Source organism: Blautia intestinalis, from assembly GCF_014297355.1.
In the GTDB taxonomy this organism is placed as follows: domain Bacteria; phylum Bacillota; class Clostridia; order Lachnospirales; family Lachnospiraceae; genus Blautia_A; species Blautia_A intestinalis.
On the sequence record NZ_JACOQE010000006.1, the window covers coordinates 18519 to 35111 of the forward strand.

Consider the following 16593-nt stretch of genomic DNA (forward strand, 5'->3'; position numbering starts at 1 on the left):
CAAAATATGCTGTTTAGAGAAGATAACGTCGCACGTGCAGACGCTGATGCTATACGTAAGGGTGTGGGATTTTACCGCTGGACACACGATATCGTAGAGATTACCGGCAAAGACGCACTGGAGGTTCTTCAAAAGATTTATATCAGCAACATTTCCAAAGTTGCTGTCGGACGTTCAAAATACACTGCATCGCTGGATGAAAACGGTGAAATCATTGACGATGTGATCGTCATGCACATGGCAGATGGTCTGTACTGGGTCTCCGACCTCTATGGACCACGTTTGCTACCGTGGATTGAGAAGCACAAAGGTACAGCTGATATTCAGACAAAAATCATCACCTATGACTGGGATATGTATGCCATACAGGGACCTGATAGTATCAATGCGATGAATGCCATGTTAGATAAACCGATTGACGAACTCAAACGGTTTGGCATCTGCGAGCGTAAGATTGGCGATATTCCTGTCTATATTCACCGTTCCGGCTTCACCGGTGAAAATGGCTATGAAATCTATTCTGCATTTGATAAGAGTGCAGAAATTCACAATTTAGCACTGAAAGCTGTCGAAGCTGTCGGAGGACGTGAACTTCAAACTCTTGAAGTCTATGTCCGATCTATCCCAATGGAAAAAGGCTTCGCGCTCAAACAGGACTTTAAGCACCTGAGTCCATATGAGTGTGGACTCGGATGGGCCGTTGCCGCTGATAAAGATTTCATTGGTAAAGAGGCAGCACTGGCGCGTAAAGAACATCCGAAATATCGTATGGTCGGTCTTGAATTTTCACGTGAATCAACAGAAGATATCTCCATCTGGGAGCGTGTATACTGGTACGGTGTGGAAGTCGGCCGCTGTGCACAGACAATCTACGGCTATACAGTCGACAAAAACATTGGTTTTGCCACCGTCCGCGCTGACATACCCGATGGTGCGGAGCTGACCGTTGGCTGCAATGATTCTCCGGCCATCGTGGTAAACAAAGTTTTCTGCTGAGAAAGGAGGACATTATGGGAAGATTAGATGGAAAAGTCTGTATCGTAACAGGTGCATCTGCAGGTATCGGCCGTGCCACAGCAGAACTGTTCTGCCGTGAAGGTGCCAAGGTCGTGGCGGTTGCTCGCCGCGAAGATCGTCTTAGAGACCTGGCCGAAGAATGCAGCGAACTACCTGGCGAGATAATCTGGCATGCAGGTGATGTCGGTGATCCGGCAACTGCTGTAAACATGGTAAAAAAAGCAGTGGAGACATTCGGAAAACTGGATATCGCCGTAAACGATGCCGGTATCATGGATGACAACACCGCTATTGCGGACATGTCTGACACAATGCTTATGGAGACATTCCGCATCAACACATTTGGTCTCATGTATGGAATGCGTGAAGAATGCAGACAGTATCTTGCACAGGGCAACGGTGGCGTAATCGTCAACATCTGCTCCGTCGGCGCAACACACCAGACTTCCGGTGCTGCCTACTGTGCAAGCAAGGGTGCTGTGCTGGCAGCAACAAAAAACACAGCATTCATGTACATGGAAGAAGGCATCCGCTGTAATGCACTTTCACCCGGTGGTGTCGTAACTGACATTCCTCTGGTCATGCCTCCTTCCGACGAGTTCGGCTTTGGCCGAACCAGCATGCTGCTGAACTTCTCCGGTGAGCTTGCTATGCCGGAGGACTTGGCTGACGCAATCCTGTTTCTCGCAAGCGACCAGTCCCGCTATGTTAACGGTGAAGAACTTAAATGTGACGGCGGCTGGACATGTTTCTAAAAAATAAGGGAGGATATATATGAGTCTCACCGAGCGACACAACAACAGAAAATATCATCCGCATCAATGCAATTGGAACCGTCAATATGGTCAAAGGTGAGTTTTTCCGCGCTGGTCTGGCCTATGCCATGTCTAAAAAGTTTGTGATCTACTTCACACAGAAAAATATTTCCAGATTTGAGTTCAAAAAAAGAAACAGTCTCCAAATTGGAGACTGCTTCTTTTTTGAAGATTATTCGATTGCCTGAAGCTCTTTTTCCAGTTCTTCCAGATGTGGTTTCAAAAATGCCGACTGCGGGAAAGATGCCAGTTTCCGTAAGGTCAGACCACCAACCAGTTTCATCTGTGGATTTTTTGAAGCGTCAGGGCTGTACTTATCCAGAACTGCTGCCGCTTCCGGATTTTTCAGGATATCCTTTACTTTGCTGTCAAGTGAAAATGCCATAACACTTACCTCCTGCCGTATATTTTATGGTAATATTATACAAAATATCGGGCAGGAATCATAGCCTACAAAGTGCATGTTTTACAATCATCTTAATCCTTCACTCTAACGGTTATCCAGTTTTCCATATTTTTTCCAATCCAGTTTCCATTACATTTCACGCCTCCTCCGATTTCACATAACCAGACTATTTTTCTTACTCTGTTTGTGATAAAATCACAGTAACTTCAGAAACTTTCCCATTGTTTTCTTTTTACCGGAGGATTTTTCAATGCAGGAAATACATCATTTTTTTCACTCATTATTCAGTCTCACCCTTGATTTTCGTGTCCGGCTGTTTAATATCCTGGCTTTAGGAGGCACTGTGATCAGCCTGATTATGGCCTTTCTCAGTCTCGGAACTGGTTCCTTTGGAAATGTCCTGATCAACCTATTGCTGGTCGCAGTCTCAGGAGGACTTTTTCTTTATTCCTATTACAGTGGGAAATATCAGCGATGCTATCTGATCTCCATTGTCCTAATTTTTCTGATTGTTTTTCCGGTGATGTTTTTTACCAGCGGCGGATATCATGGCGGTATGCCGGCCTTCTTCGTGTTTGCCATTATTTTTACCGTGCTGATGCTGGAAAAAAGACGGGCTCTGATCGTTTCTCTGCTGGAGATTGTCCTATATATAGGACTGTGTCTGGTCGCATACCATTTTCCGCACTTTGTAACTCCTTTTGCCACGGAAGCAGATCGGCTGGCAGATATTCTTCTGGCATTTGTCTCTGTAAGTACTGTCTGCGGCATTGTTCTCTATTTTCATCTGAAGGAATACAACCAGCAGCAGCTCCTTCTGGAGGAACAGAACCGGCGGCTGCGCTCCCTTGACAATGCCAAGTCTACCTTTCTGACCACCGTTGCCCACGAGATTAAAAATCCTCTGAGTTCCATCTCCCTCCACGCCCGCGACACATCCGAGCTCCTTGAGGAAGAACCTCTGGATTTCTCTCTTATGCAGGAAAATCTCCGTACCATTGAACAGTCGGTAATGCGGATCGACCGGATCGTGCTGGATTTGATGGATACCGTTTCCATTAAGCAGGGACGGCTGGCCCTTTCCCTTGTACCATCAGATCTGGGAGTACTTTTACATTCTGTAGAAAAAGATTTCAGCAGTCATCCAAGTTCCGGGAATAACCAGCTGGTCCTTACGATACAACCCGACCTCCCGGAAATCTCTGCAGACTCTGAACGGCTGATCCAGGTTATCACCAATCTGATCTCCAATGCAGAGCGTCACACCCAAAACGGAACCATCACCATTTCCCTTACAGGTGAACCGGGCTGGCAGACCATCTGCGTCTCCGACACCGGAACCGGCATGTCAGAAGAAATGCGAAAAAACGCACTTAAGGGTTATGTTTCCGCAGATAAAGATTACTGGCGACACGGCATAGGCCTCTATGTCTGTCATCAGATCATCACTGCCCACGGCGGCAAAATATGGCTGAAAAGCAAAGAAGGCGAGGGAACTCAGGTGTTCTTCTCACTTCCGGAGGAGGTATCATAAATGAATGAAAAGAAATCGCTTATCCTTATGGTTGAGGATGAAGAACAGGTGCTGAATACCAACTGCCGGATGCTACGGCGCCGTGGCTACGATGTCCGCACTGCACAGACAGTCTCCGAAGTCTGTCATCAGCTTGAAGAACAGCTGCCGGATCTTCTCATCCTGGACATTATGCTTCCGGACGGAAACGGCTTGGATATCTGCCGCCACTTCCGCGAAAAAACCATGAACCCTGTTCTTTTTCTCACAGGAAAAAGCGATATCCGCGATAAGGTAGAAGGGCTTCAGCAGGGAGGCGACTATTATCTCACCAAACCTTATAATTTTGACGAATTTCTGGCCGTGATCCAGATGCTTCTGGAACGCCAGAAACGAATAGAAGAAAAAATAAAAGAAAAATTTCAGGCTTCCCACCAGATCACCATCGGAAGCCTGCGGCTGGATCTTTCGGACGGTCACGCATATCTCAATAATACCGACACAGGTCTTACCCGTACCGAATTCTCCCTGCTGCGTCTCCTTGCCGAAAACCAGGAGAAGATTTTTTCTGCAAAGGAGCTCTATGAAGCAGTATGGGGCAGCTGTGCGGGAACAGATACCAGCACGGTACGGCGGCATATCTTTAATCTTCGTGTCAAGATCGGTGCCGAGGATACCGATGAATATGACATTGTCTCGGTTTATGGTAAGGGATATCTTTTTACCTGCCGGTAAATGTCTCTTTTTCTTCACATTTCTGAATATCAGAATCTGTCTGTTACAATATACTTAACAGACAAGTTCTTTTTATCAGGAGGTGCCTATGCATAAAAAAATCTTATTTCTTTTAACAGGCTTGATCGCTCTTTCCATATCTGCAATCCCAGCCCTCGCTTCTGACCCTCCAACTGATGATGGTCAGTACATCTGGCAGGATGAAAACGGAGATTACTGGTACCGCAATGGTTCCGAGGATGAATATATCGGCGAAGGTAATTATGCCCCTGATCCGGATTCCGGTGAACTGATGGAAGGCAACGATGCCGGCTGGACCGAACAGGACGGTTATTTTGAACCTCATTATTATTATGAGGATGGCAGTGTGTGGCTGGAGGACGCTACCGGAACCACTTATATTGGCTCCAGAGATAAATACTATATTGATGACTACGGCAATCTTCAGGAATATTCCGAATCAGAAGCTGCTTCCTCCTCCGGGGATTCTTCAGAAGAATACTCTAAATCAGAAAAGCGTGGCGAACTTCATATGCGGGTTGGATTCACTGCTGATGATACGATCAGAGAATCCATGCCTGAAAAAGAAGGTTATTTCGAGCAACGTTCCGTAAATGAGGGAAAAAGTACTGCCTTTGCTTTAAAAGTAGCTAATTCTTCTCTGGAGGATTCTTCCCTGAAGGGTTTTCTGGCAGAATACTATCCGGTAAAGGGTGAGATCATCACTCAAAAGGATCTTACCTTTGAATCTTATCCTGCTACGAAATATCAATATTTAACCGCAGTCAACGAAGAAGAAAAAAATGTTGATGCGCTTGTATGCCAGACTGACGATTATACATTTGGACTTTTTATCCTGACTCCGTCAGACGCCTATGATAAAGCTGCTGAAAAGAAAGCTACAGAGCTGATCAAATCCATAGATTTCATTTACGCAGAGTCTGTAGATATGGCCATGACGGATTACTTCCAGGTTCTTACTCCGGAGCGTTGGAAATATCTCTGCCATTATGAAACGACCGAAACCGAAAATGGTGGATATAAACTGACTTATTACAATGAGGATGTTCCTGTGCTGACCCTGGAAGCCAGATATTACGATGGCGAAGACCAGCCTCTGGACAGTGTATGGCAGGGCTATCTCGGCCGTATCGAAACAGTCGATGGCAAAAAATACGATCTTCTTTCCACCATCAGCCAGTACTCCGAGGATGCCTCTGACGAATGGAAGGAAATGTATGACACCTATCTGGATACCATAAACGGAATCCGCATGATGGATGGCTGTTCCCTGACCGAAGGAAGCCATACCTGATTTCCCTTGCCCCTCTGCCGTTATTTTGCAGACCGGAAAATCTATAGCTGTATCTCAACCGCAAAAGACACATCATATTTACACAAAAGAAGCTGCAGAACTTGAGTCTTCATTGTTCTGCAGCTTTTTTGTATTTTAAAATCACATTCTGCGTTCTTTTGTATTCCTGCTCTCTTCGGTGCTGATCCCGTATGGTAACAGTTTTGTCATGAATCGGATTCCTGAGAGTTTTTTCATAATTGTGATTCATTAGTGCCTCACCTGCTTTGTAATGGGGCGTTGGTGCCGCGCCTACCAACGAACAGCAATATTTCCATGCACTTCCGTGAATCCCAGGCTGCCACTGATACTGTTTCGGAATAGGCATATTGTAACGCATATAATGTGCATATTCGTGTTTGTAAAGATCCATTCTGTCTTCTTTACTGAGTGGATTCTTTACGGCATATCCTATAAAAAACAGCGAAAAATGAAAATGTTCTTTCTGCCCGTGTCCATTTTGATTATAAGACCCCAATGAGTCCGTATCAAACCCAAAAGTAATCGGCACTTTTGCTCCCTGAAGATGAAATTTCTTATCTAATTCTCTGTATAACGCACGAATCTGCGCTATAAGAATCGGTGTTTCTTTCTCAAGTATTGCACGAAGGCCTTCACAAGTATTGTAATCTGTCTGCATTATTTCACATTCCTGCCTATATTTCTATTTCTTCTTTACGTGTTTATAAGTCTTTTACAAACTCCACTGCATTTTGGATATCTTTATCATCCGGATGTCCTTTTGCAATACCTCCAACCAGTTTGAAGGGACCAAATGTATCATATCCTTTGCATCCAAATTTCCCTACTACGCTGGCATGTTTTTTATTCAGAATCTGCTCTATGGATCTATAATTCGCACTTCCACCATAAGTGCAGATCAGGAATACCTTTTTGTCATCTGACAAATTCTTTTCTGCAAATTTTAATATCGACTGATGAAATTTCGAAAAATAGATTCCTGATGCAAACCCGATCATATCATAACTTCTCAGATCTGCATCTGACTGTTTTACTGCATCAATCAAATCGACCTGACACTCTTCTGCTATGCTTTTTACTATTTTATCTGTATTTCCATGATGCACCGATGCATATACGATTGCTTTTCTCATATCTAGACCCTTTCTATCAGCTCAACAATAGAATTATACCATCATTTGTTATCTTGTAAATCTGTTTCATTACAAGCAATCAACTCAAAATGATTTCGATTTGTTTTTATAAAGTCTTCTTTTTGTAACTTTGATATCTCTGTAGACATTGCTGCACGATTAATACAAAGATAATCTGCCAGTTGCTGCCGGTCAAACGGAATATCAAACGATAACGATGAATGTCTGATGGATTCTGCTGACACTTTTACACCTGGATATCAAAAACATTCGTCTTGATCCTTCTCTTCCGGCATTCCTGTCTCCTAATATTCTGAACTATCTGGTGGAAAATTATGGTATTGCACCTATCACCACACCGAAAGAAAACATCAAACCACTGATGAACCATTAAAAGTGCTTTTTATATCAAAAAGGCATGCAAGTCTCACTCCTCACACGCCCTGATAATATCCATATTCTTCCTTTAATACCTTTTAACGATTATCCCCATTCCAGTTCATTCTGTCTGATATTCCATAGTCCTGCTATGGCAGATGAATAGTATTTTAATCATAATTTTCGTTTTCTTCATCATCAATATACTTTATTTTGTATAAACTGTATTCCCTTTTGCAATTACTTTAACAAGCTGAAGTTCCGCGTCAAGAATACAAAGATCAGCATCATACCCTTCTTCAACCTTACCTTTTCCTTTGAGACAAAGAATATCTGCGGGATTAGATGTAATTGTAGAAATAGCTATTTCTAAAGGAATTTCCGTTTTAAATACACATTCCTTTACTTCCTTCAGAAGGCAGCTGGACTGTCCAACGCCCATTCCAAGGAATTCACCATCACTATTGTACATCGGAAGGCTTCCCTGTCCATCAGAAGAAATTGTCATGCGGTTCGGATTTACTCCTGCATCTAACATCCGTTTGATACCATTACATACACGTACCTCATCACAGATAGTTTCCCAATAGTCAATATCTTCATTTCCGGTAAAGTCTACTGCTCCGCCTTTCAGCGCATACTCAATCGACTTGCAGAAAAGCATCTCATTTCGATTGATATGTGTTGGCAGTATTTGAGAAGCCGGTATCTCTGTCTCATCTACCACTCGCTCAATAAGATCTAAGCATCTCGGACTGTCTCCAAGATGAACATTTACAATACCAGCTTTCCCGGAAAGAACACCACCAAGTCTTGTATCCGCAACGACACGTGCAAATTCCTCAAAAGTCGGCTGAGAAGAACGATGATCAGAGATCGCGATTTCTCCAGTTCCGATGATTTCCTGAATCATCATAATATCTTTCACAATACTGTCAGTCAACGTGCGAACCGGAATCTGATAACTGCCTGTATAACAGTATGCAGACATTCCCTGCTCATTCAATCCTTTTGTCTTTGCAACCAGTGCACATATATCACGACCGATTCCATCTGTTCCAAGGCAGCCAATAACTGTTGTTACTCCAAACTTCGTAAGTCCTTCCATAGTTGCTTCCGGAGTACGATTGGCGAATCCACCTTCGCCACCGCCTCCGAGTACATGAACATGACTATCAATGAATCCCGGAGTTAAAAGTAACCCCTCTCCATTGATTATTTCTACCTCAGAAAGAAATCCGTCTGCGGATATAGAACCTGCATCTTTAATCTTGACAATCTTATCATTGATTGTAAGTACATCTTTTTTCCCCAGATGCTGTGGGGCATAAACATCAATATTCTGAATTAATTTCATCATAAATCACTCTCAATTATCAAATGTATGTTTTAGAATCCAATTCCAACTGCAATAAGAACTGTAATGATTGCGCCAATCATTAAGACGCCAAGGAATTTCCACATGAATTTAATCCAGTTAGACCACTCAATCTTTGCAATTGCAAGAGATCCGATCAGACATCCGGATGTAGGAACAATCAGGTTTGTAAATGCATCACCAAGCTGGAATGCAACTACTGCTGTCTGACGTGAAACACCTAACAGGTCTGACAGTGGAGCCATGATCGGCATTGTGATCGCAGCCTGTCCTGTTCCGGAGACAACGAAGAAGTTGAATACGGACTGAAACAGATACATAAGTACTGCTGCAACTGCCCCTGAAACTCCAGACAGTGCATTTGAAATATTATACATAATTGTATTGATAACTGTAGGTGTTGTCGGATCAGATCCACCAAGAACCTGCATGATACCCTGTGCCATAGCAACAACAAGTGCAGCACCGATCAGATCTTTTGCTCCATCTTTGAATGATGTTGCGATATCATTCAGTTTCATATCGTTCAGTTTAAAGATAACGCCGATCACACCGGAAACAATTCCCATAATGAAGAACTGTGTAGCAATCTCTGGCATGTAATATCCTTGAGTCATAACTCCCCAGATTACCCATACTACTGTAACAGCCAGTGCCAGAAGAACTAAAATGTGTCCAAGACCAAATGAATGTCCTTCGTCAATTCCTGTTTTTTCATTCTGCTCACGGAAATATGCATCCGTCTTATATGCGATTGAAATTGTCGGAGTCTTTTTGATCTTTGATGCATAGAACATAGTCATTCCACAGCCGAGTGCTGTAAATGCTACCCACATTACCATACGGAATCCTGCTCCGGAGAATACGTCAATACCTGCAATACCCTGTGCAATACCTACAGAGAATGGATTCATCCAAGATGAACCGAAACCAATCTGTGTTGCAACATAAGTAACAAGAACTGCAATCACTGAATCATATCCAACTGCTACAAACAACGGACAAAGAATCATGGTAAACGGAAGTGCTTCTTCTCCCATCCCAAAAACTGCTCCACCAAGAGAAAACAGTACGAAAAGTACCGGAATCAGCAGTTTTTCTGCTCCCTTTGCCTTACGGATCAATCCGATCAATCCGGATTCAATCGCACCTGTACGGATCATGATACCGAATGCACCACCTACTACCATAAGGAATGCGATAATTTCGATTGCAGAACTATTTACAATTCCGTTGTACATATAGTTGAAGAATCCTGTTCCGCCGTCTCCACTAAAGAGTGCTACTCCTTCTGTTACTACATTTCCTGTATCATCTGTCAGATACTGGAAACTTCCGTCTTTGATTACTGTACGGGTTTTCTCAACACCATTGATCATATATGAAATGTCCTGTGTTTCGTAAAATCCCTTTGGTACAAGAAATGTCAGAAGTGCTGCGATAACAACTACAAAAAAGATGATAATGTAGGTATCAGGCACCTGGAATCCCTTGTTAAAAGACTTTATCCCTTTTCCTTCTCTTTTGCTCATTTTTAAGTTTTCCTCCCATTTTTGATATACAATAATAGTGTACCATAGAATGTTTAAAATTTACACCTTTTATGTCATTCTCCTGTATTTTTATACATCAAAAGATGGGATTGACTCTGGTAATGAAGAAATCGGCTTAGACAGATGCCATCTCAAATATCAAACATCTCCCTGCAAATTGTTTTTCCACATGCTGTTTTGAAAATATTATGACAGGCTTTTAGCGCTGCTTCTTTCGATAAGCCATCCTCCATAATATTAACCAGAAAATCAGCCTCCACTAATATCTGATAATCAATTTCATTAATATTATTATATGTATGATGATGTGCGATCAAATACTGAACACGCTCAGATATATCTTTCTCAAATCCCAATTTTTCAAGCAGCCTTTCTGCTATTGCAGGACCTTCTTGTTCCTGTAATTTTCCATTGCAATTTCCATATTTTTCTTCGCAGAAATGAATTCCAATATCATGTGTCAAAGCTGCCGCTTCAATAGTAAACAAACATTTCTTATCTACATTTTCCGTTTCTGCTATCAGTTTTGCATAGCTATGCACTTTGCAAAAATGTTGAATTCTCTTTGCATCCCCTCTGTATAATTCAATCATTGCCAAATGTAATTTATTGATCATTTAAAGTTTCCTCCCTTTTCTTTTATTATCTGTTCCATTTTATCAGACTCACTGGCATTACTTTTGCAATCATTGATATTTTACTTAAATCCACTATTTTTCTCCATTCTTTCCAGTTTTCATACGTATAGATTTGAGTAATTGTATAATTAAGAGACTGGCACACGCATACAGATATACACATCCAAGCTGCATAAGATTCAGAGTTTCCACTTTAAACACGCGATGTAATCCCGGTATCGTCAGTACCGCTGTAATTAATACTGCGCCAAGTACAAATGCTCCCTGCAACCATTTATTATTAAAGAATACTTTTGTAAAAATAACCGGATGATCTGATTTGCAATTGAATCCATGAAACAATCGAGCCAGGCAAAGAGTGCCGAAAGCATATGTACTTCCGAGCAATGCACCGTTCTGATGATATCCTGTCAAGAAACCGATCATTGTCATAGCTCCGATCACAAAACCATCCAGACCAATTTTACTAAGAAAATCTTTTGTCAGTATCGATTCATTTGCTGATCTTGGCTTCTCGTTCATCACTTCACTTCTATGTGGTTCAATTCCTAATGCAATTGCCGGAAGGCTGTCTGTCAAAAGATTAATAAACAGCAGATGTACGGGAGCAAATGGAACCGGTAATCCTACAATTGATGCACAAAGAACGGCTAAGATTGCGCCAAAATTTCCTGATAAAAGAAACTGTATGGCATTCTTAATGTTTTGATATAAATTTCGGCCATTTTCTACTGCTTTTACTATCGTTGCAAAATTATCATCTGTAAGTACCATCGCTGCCGCATCTTTTGCAACTTCTGTTCCGGTCACACCCATTGCGACACCAATGTCTGCCTGCTTCAAGGCCGGAGCGTCATTGACGCCATCTCCAGTCATAGCCACTATTTTTCCTTTTTCCTGCCATGCCCTGACAATACGGATTTTGTGTTCCGGTGACACTCTCGCATATACAGAAATATTCGGTACAAACTCTTGTAATTCTTCATCACTCATTTTTTCTATATCTGCACCCTCACAGGCTTCTGATAAATCATGCAATATACCAACTCTCTTAGCAATTGCTGCTGCTGTGATTTTATGATCTCCTGTGATCATAACCGGCCTGATTCCTGCTTTTATACATTCTGTAACTGCAGTTTTTGATTCTTCTCTCGGCGGATCCATCATCGCGATCAAACCAAGAAATACCAGGTGATTCTCATCTTTTATAGTTAATGTGTAATTCTCTGGGATTTCACGATAAGTAAAAGCCAATACTCGCAGGCCTTCCATTGAAAACTTCTGGTTTTGACGTTGGATTTTATCTTTATCTTCAGCAGTAATGTCTCGAAGCCCATCTTTGGTCCAGATTCGTTCTGTCCGTTCCAGAAGATTGTCAACTGCACCTTTTACAATAATTCGATCTTCACCATCTATCAGATGACGTGTTGACATCATCTTTCGATCACTGTCAAACGGAAGTTCTCCTATTCTCGGATATTGTTTTCTTACGCTTGCTGCCTCTACGCCATATCGGCTTCCCAGGTTGATCAATGCTGTTTCCGTAGGATCCCCGATTTCTACTCCATTTTCATTTGTCGAATCATTACACAAAATACTGTAATCTAAAAGACATCTTTGTCCCGGATCTGCTATATCCATTGCTGTTGCCGGGATCCTTTTTCCATCTATATAGTAATCTTCTACTGTCATTTTATTTTGTGTAAGTGTTCCTGTCTTATCTGAACAAATTACTGAAACACTTCCAAGGCCTTCTACTGCCTGAAGTTTACGAATAATTGCATGCTCTTTTGCCATCTTCTGGGTTCCAAATGAAAGAACAATTGTCACGATAGAGCTTAATGCTTCCGGAATTGCTGCGACTGCAAGTGCTACTGCAAACATAAATGCACTGCTAATTTTTTCACCCCGGAATACATTGATTGCAAACAAAAAGCCGCAGAATATCAGGATTATAATTGAAAGTTTCTTTCCAAAAACTTCCAGACTTGCCTGAAGTGGTGTCTGTTTTTCCGAAGTTGATTTTAAAAGTCCTGCAATCTTTCCAACTTCTGTCTGCATTCCTATGTCAGTCACAACTGCTCTGCCACGACCATATGTCACAAAGCTACCTGAAAACAACATATTCTTCCGATCTCCAAGTGACACTTCTGTTTGTATAGTATCCATACTCTTCTCAACTGCCAGGCTCTCTCCGGTCAGTGCACTCTCATCAACCTTGAGACTTGCATTTTCTATCAATCTTCCATCAGCCGGAATCATATCTCCTGCTTCAAGCAGTATCACATCACCAATGACCAATTCCCTGGCTGGAATTTGAACAATCGCTCCATCACGCAGCACCTTTGCCTCCGGACCAGAAAGCTTCTTTAAACTTTGTAAAGATTGTTCGGCTTTTACTGTCTGTATCGTTCCCAAAATTGCATTGATTGTGATAACAATTACAATAACTGCTGCACTCTCAACATCTCCTAAAATACCCGATATGATTGCTGATGCAATCAGGATCAGAACCAGGAAATCCTTATACTGTTCCAGGAAAATCTGCAGGATACTTTTCTTTTTTCCTTCTGCAAGTTCATTCCATCCACATTTTTCTCTGGAAGATTTCACCTGTGCGCTCGTAAGACCTGATATACTGCCTTTCACTCGCCCAAATACTTCTTCTACTGTCTGTTGATAAATTTCTTTCATCACTTATGCCTCCTCTTTTCATAAATGTTTATTGGATTTTTATGCAATGAAAGATCTTTTCGACAAACAATGTATAAAAAAAGAAACCTTTATTGCATAACAAAAATGCAATAAAAGTCTCACCATTTTCTTGTGATACCGGATGTTTCCACCGTACTGACGATACCACAAACGCAGATTTATAAAGCGTAGGTTACTCCCCTTTATTTGGTACAATCATATATCAAATCAATATTTCTGTCAAGCAGTTCCAACCGGAATATATCCATCTTCATTACGCTTCAAATTCCGCTGTTATATAATATCCCTGCGGTGTATGCTCGATATTGGTTACAATGCCTTCTTTTGCCTTAATACGTTCTGCATTTTTGTAGCAGCCGGACATTGCAACTGCCGGTTCTATGATATAACTGTAATTCATATAAGACTGAAATTCCGTAATCTGCACTTTATCTCCTATTTCCAGGAGCCCCGGTCTCTCCATCTTAAATTTTTCCTGACGCATGATCCAGCTCCTCCTTTCGTGATTTATTGTAACTGTTCATTACCCTCAGATAGATCTTCTGTGCTGATCTCATAAAGCTCCTCGCTGTCTTTATTTCGCCATAAAATTTAAAATCCGCTCTATGTATGCCTTCACAGTCCTGTCATCACTTCCGAAAATTTCATGTTTACTTTCCGGTATGTAAACATATTCACAGGAAGTCTTCCCTCGCCGCTGTATCTTCTTTGCAAATTTCTGCATTGCCCGAACGGAAACAAATGCATCTTTTTCCGCCTGAAAAATGATAACCGGTGCGGTAAGTTTTTTCCATCCATAATATCGCAAATACCAGCTCATTTTTATGGATGCCAGCAGCCAGCCATAGGAAGCTGCACTTGTCTGAATATCTTTGCACCGTTTGCGGATTTCATTGTATCTTGTAAATCGTACTTCTGACACAGCCGCACTTGTTTCAAAAGTCTCACTTCCATCATACGGCTTTTGTCCGATTACATATTTCTCTGCTCTTCCCACAAGGCATTCTGCCTGTGCAATCGCAACGGTCAACGGCCACGGCACATTTCCCGTAAGTGGCCGGATCATTGGGGAACTCAGTATTATTTTATGAAAAAAATCCGGTTCCCATGCAGCAGCTATCGTTCCGATTGCACCGCCCATCGAATGAGCAAACAAAACACGCGGAAGATCCTGATATCTTTTAGCCGTCTCATGACACACCTTCAGAAAATCCCGTACAAAACGTTTCCATGTATCAATATGTACCAGTGACGGCTCATCTGCAAGCCGGTAACTTAAACCGTGTCCCGTATGCTCCGGTATGCATACATGATAACCTGCTTTCAGGAAATAGTAAACCATCTCATCATATTTTGGTGCACCTTCGGTAAAACCGTGACTGACGATCACCACACCTTTCGGCCTTTCCGTCTCATAAAATTTTACATGAAGTTTCCCTGCCCGAGTAGTTTTTCCCTGTCCGTCTTCCTTTGCTCCAGTAACAAACTTGTCCCGGCAGTGTGCTGCCAGATATGGTTCCACTTCATTTCGCATTGTATATTCATAGTTTTCTTCCTGTATGATTTTCATGTTCGTATACTCCAGATTTTTGCACCACTTCTTTTATCCCTGCTGTTGTTTTCCACAAATAATGCCGTTGATTTTTTTCTCATTGTAAAATACCAGTATGATTCCTCCGATACAACAGAACACCGCTGCACCAAAAGCCGCCAGGCGATATCCCGTTCCGTCTCCTGCCCCAATGGTAGAAACGGCTGTAAAAATCAGCATAGAAAGACTCTGCCCCAGTTTGAATGCAAAGGTTCTTGCTGCATAAAACATACCTTCCCGATTGCTTCCCGTTTTTATAGAATCGCTCTGTGCAATATCCGCCACAACCGCCTGCGGAAGAATGCCGAAAATTGCCATCGGAAGTGCCGCTACAACAGTCAGAATTGCCCCCTGAACTGCCGCCGGAATAAACGATATTTTTCCCATAAATCCGGTATAGAAATAAGCGAGACTGAATACTGCAAATGCAAACAAAATCATCTTTTTCTTGCCAAGTTTCGGAGTAAGTTTATTCACCGGAACATAAAATACCAGTGATAATGCCGTCATCCCGACAAAATACAGCGTGGTCATGGTTTCCGGAAGTTTCAGAAGGCTGGTAACAAAAAACGGCAGGCCTGTCTGAAACATAGTAAGTGCGATCCAGTAAAAAATATCCGATCCTACAAATTTGCGAAACTCTCCGTTTCTGAATGTAGCAACAAGAGAACGAAAAGCAGATTCTTTCGCCGGAACCGTATTCACATAATCCTTTTCTCTGATACAAAAGACCGGAACTAGCATACAGATGAAAGCCACCACTGCCATCAAAGTAAAGGTAATACGGATAGCTCCAATTCTTCCAAATGTCGGAATAAAGACTCCCCAGATCGTCGGTGCCAGATATGCCACCGCAGTTCCGGCAATAAAAGTAAACGAAATCACTGTTGAAATATTCAGTCTTTCCTGCTGCGTATGTCCAAGCTCCGGAATCAATGCATTATACGGAGTACAATAGGCAGTGATAGAAAGATAATAAACCAGAATCATCACAAGCAAAAAGGCTGCATTGATCCAACTGTTTTTATTGACTGGCGACCAGAAAACAAGCACGGTCGAAAGTGCCAATGGCAATGAAGCCCATTTCAAAAACGGAATCCTGCGGCCGTCCTTCGAAGTACACCTGTCAGACCATGATGCGATCATCGGATCCGTAAATGCATCAAAAATTCTTCCAAATGCCGTGATTCCACCAATAATCGTAAAAATACCAAGCACGACAAGTCCCTGCGGAATAAAGACCGTCTGCCCCTGACTGATCGATGCCTGATCCGGCTGATAAAAATAAACGAGCCAGTTCGAAATAATACCGGACAACATTGCCCAGCCGAACTGTCCTGCTGCAAACTGCCATATTTTTGCTGTTGTTAATTTTTTCATATCGT

16 protein-coding genes and 1 pseudogene are annotated in these 16593 nt (G+C 42.1%); 6 read left to right on the forward strand and 11 right to left on the reverse strand.

What is annotated here, in order from left to right; genetic code table 11:
• The first annotated feature begins 6 nt into the window (after positions 1-6).
• A complete protein-coding gene (locus H8Z79_RS10680; RefSeq protein WP_005426712.1) occupies positions 7-996 on the forward strand; it encodes a glycine cleavage T C-terminal barrel domain-containing protein in 990 nt (329 codons plus the stop codon).
• Between the two features lie 14 nt (positions 997-1010).
• Positions 1011-1772 (forward strand): SDR family NAD(P)-dependent oxidoreductase, encoded by a 762-nt coding sequence (locus H8Z79_RS10685; RefSeq protein WP_015541195.1) that lies wholly within the window; start codon positions 1011-1013, stop codon positions 1770-1772.
• A gap of 232 nt (positions 1773-2004) precedes the next feature.
• Here H8Z79_RS10685 and H8Z79_RS10690 read toward each other — a convergent pair whose 3' ends face one another.
• Positions 2005-2217, reverse strand: coding sequence for a hypothetical protein (locus H8Z79_RS10690; protein ID WP_005426717.1), 213 nt, complete (start codon positions 2215-2217; stop codon positions 2005-2007).
• Positions 2218-2581: 364 nt separating this feature from the next.
• Here H8Z79_RS10690 and H8Z79_RS10695 point away from each other — a divergent pair, with 364 nt between their 5' ends.
• The 3 genes from H8Z79_RS10695 to H8Z79_RS10705 all read left to right on the forward strand — a co-directional run bounded on the left by H8Z79_RS10695 (position 2582) and on the right by H8Z79_RS10705 (position 5801).
• Positions 2582-3772: a sensor histidine kinase gene (locus tag H8Z79_RS10695; RefSeq protein WP_243023288.1), complete on the forward strand. Its 1191-nt coding sequence runs from the start codon at positions 2582-2584 to the stop codon at positions 3770-3772.
• The gene (locus tag H8Z79_RS10700) at positions 3773-4486 is read left to right on the forward strand and encodes a response regulator transcription factor (RefSeq protein WP_015541192.1); all 714 of its coding nucleotides are present in this window, start codon (positions 3773-3775) and stop codon (positions 4484-4486) included. It begins immediately after the preceding gene.
• Between the two features lie 88 nt (positions 4487-4574).
• The gene (locus H8Z79_RS10705; RefSeq protein WP_015541191.1) at positions 4575-5801 is read left to right on the forward strand and encodes a hypothetical protein; all 1227 of its coding nucleotides are present in this window, start codon (positions 4575-4577) and stop codon (positions 5799-5801) included.
• A gap of 109 nt (positions 5802-5910) precedes the next feature.
• Here the strand turns inward: H8Z79_RS10705 and H8Z79_RS10710 are convergent, their stop codons facing one another.
• From H8Z79_RS10710 to H8Z79_RS10720, 3 genes are read right to left on the reverse strand one after another with little or no spacing between them, the layout of a single operon-like run.
• Positions 5911-6480 carry a hypothetical protein gene (locus H8Z79_RS10710; protein ID WP_015541190.1) on the reverse strand — a complete coding sequence of 190 codons (570 nt, stop codon included), beginning with the start codon at positions 6478-6480 and terminating at the stop codon, positions 5911-5913.
• A gap of 43 nt (positions 6481-6523) precedes the next feature.
• Positions 6524-6955, reverse strand: a complete 432-nt coding sequence (locus H8Z79_RS10715) for a flavodoxin family protein (RefSeq protein WP_118041645.1) — start codon at positions 6953-6955, stop codon at positions 6524-6526.
• 41 nt (positions 6956-6996) lie between these two features.
• Positions 6997-7200: a helix-turn-helix domain-containing protein gene (locus tag H8Z79_RS10720; protein ID WP_330360617.1), complete on the reverse strand. Its 204-nt coding sequence runs from the start codon at positions 7198-7200 to the stop codon at positions 6997-6999.
• Here H8Z79_RS10720 and H8Z79_RS17460 point away from each other — a divergent pair.
• Positions 7188-7349: pseudogene (locus H8Z79_RS17460) on the forward strand (hypothetical protein); the annotation flags it as partial. The gene H8Z79_RS10720 and the pseudogene H8Z79_RS17460 sit on opposite strands and share 13 nt — an antisense overlap.
• A gap of 192 nt (positions 7350-7541) precedes the next feature.
• On the opposite strand, the gene iadA reads toward H8Z79_RS17460, so the two are convergent.
• The 7 genes from iadA to H8Z79_RS10760 all read right to left on the reverse strand — a co-directional run bounded on the left by iadA (position 7542) and on the right by H8Z79_RS10760 (position 16588).
• A complete protein-coding gene (gene iadA, locus H8Z79_RS10730) occupies positions 7542-8690 on the reverse strand; it encodes a beta-aspartyl-peptidase (RefSeq protein ID WP_118039245.1) in 1149 nt (382 codons plus the stop codon).
• Between the two features lie 32 nt (positions 8691-8722).
• Positions 8723-10243, reverse strand: coding sequence for a putative basic amino acid antiporter YfcC (yfcC, locus tag H8Z79_RS10735; RefSeq protein ID WP_118039216.1), 1521 nt, complete (start codon positions 10241-10243; stop codon positions 8723-8725).
• Between the two features lie 152 nt (positions 10244-10395).
• Positions 10396-10881, reverse strand: a complete 486-nt coding sequence (locus H8Z79_RS10740; RefSeq protein ID WP_015541186.1) for an HD domain-containing protein — start codon at positions 10879-10881, stop codon at positions 10396-10398.
• Positions 10882-10974: 93 nt separating this feature from the next.
• A complete protein-coding gene (locus H8Z79_RS10745) occupies positions 10975-13596 on the reverse strand; it encodes a cation-translocating P-type ATPase (RefSeq protein ID WP_015541185.1) in 2622 nt (873 codons plus the stop codon).
• A gap of 274 nt (positions 13597-13870) precedes the next feature.
• Positions 13871-14101: a hypothetical protein gene (locus tag H8Z79_RS10750; RefSeq protein ID WP_015541184.1), complete on the reverse strand. Its 231-nt coding sequence runs from the start codon at positions 14099-14101 to the stop codon at positions 13871-13873.
• 90 nt (positions 14102-14191) lie between these two features.
• The gene (locus H8Z79_RS10755; RefSeq protein WP_187002840.1) at positions 14192-15187 is read right to left on the reverse strand and encodes an alpha/beta fold hydrolase; all 996 of its coding nucleotides are present in this window, start codon (positions 15185-15187) and stop codon (positions 14192-14194) included.
• Between the two features lie 33 nt (positions 15188-15220).
• Complete coding sequence (locus H8Z79_RS10760; protein ID WP_118039214.1) at positions 15221-16588, reverse strand: MFS transporter; 1368 nt, start codon at positions 16586-16588, stop codon at positions 15221-15223.
• Positions 16589-16593: the final 5 nt, after the last annotated feature.

Excerpts from the sequence above, each read along its gene's own strand:
- H8Z79_RS10740 (WP_015541186.1), bottom strand. The coding sequence starts at position 10,881 with ATGATCAATAAATTACATTTGGCAATGATTGAATTATACAGAGGGGAT.
- H8Z79_RS10755 (WP_187002840.1), bottom strand. The coding sequence starts at position 15,187 with ATGAAAATCATACAGGAAGAAAACTATGAATATACAATGCGAAATGAA.
- H8Z79_RS10760 (WP_118039214.1), bottom strand. The coding sequence starts at position 16,588 with ATGAAAAAATTAACAACAGCAAAAATATGGCAGTTTGCAGCAGGACAG.
- iadA (WP_118039245.1), bottom strand. The coding sequence starts at position 8,690 with ATGAAATTAATTCAGAATATTGATGTTTATGCCCCACAGCATCTGGGG.
- H8Z79_RS10715 (WP_118041645.1), bottom strand. The coding sequence starts at position 6,955 with ATGAGAAAAGCAATCGTATATGCATCGGTGCATCATGGAAATACAGAT.
- H8Z79_RS10710 (WP_015541190.1), bottom strand. The coding sequence starts at position 6,480 with ATGCAGACAGATTACAATACTTGTGAAGGCCTTCGTGCAATACTTGAG.
- H8Z79_RS10685 (WP_015541195.1), top strand. The coding sequence starts at position 1,011 with ATGGGAAGATTAGATGGAAAAGTCTGTATCGTAACAGGTGCATCTGCA.
- yfcC (WP_118039216.1), bottom strand. The coding sequence starts at position 10,243 with ATGAGCAAAAGAGAAGGAAAAGGGATAAAGTCTTTTAACAAGGGATTC.
- H8Z79_RS10705 (WP_015541191.1), top strand. The coding sequence starts at position 4,575 with ATGCATAAAAAAATCTTATTTCTTTTAACAGGCTTGATCGCTCTTTCC.
- H8Z79_RS10750 (WP_015541184.1), bottom strand. The coding sequence starts at position 14,101 with ATGCGTCAGGAAAAATTTAAGATGGAGAGACCGGGGCTCCTGGAAATA.
- H8Z79_RS10700 (WP_015541192.1), top strand. The coding sequence starts at position 3,773 with ATGAATGAAAAGAAATCGCTTATCCTTATGGTTGAGGATGAAGAACAG.
- H8Z79_RS10680 (WP_005426712.1), top strand. The coding sequence starts at position 7 with ATGCTGTTTAGAGAAGATAACGTCGCACGTGCAGACGCTGATGCTATA.
- H8Z79_RS10745 (WP_015541185.1), bottom strand. The coding sequence starts at position 13,596 with ATGAAAGAAATTTATCAACAGACAGTAGAAGAAGTATTTGGGCGAGTG.
- H8Z79_RS10690 (WP_005426717.1), bottom strand. The coding sequence starts at position 2,217 with ATGGCATTTTCACTTGACAGCAAAGTAAAGGATATCCTGAAAAATCCG.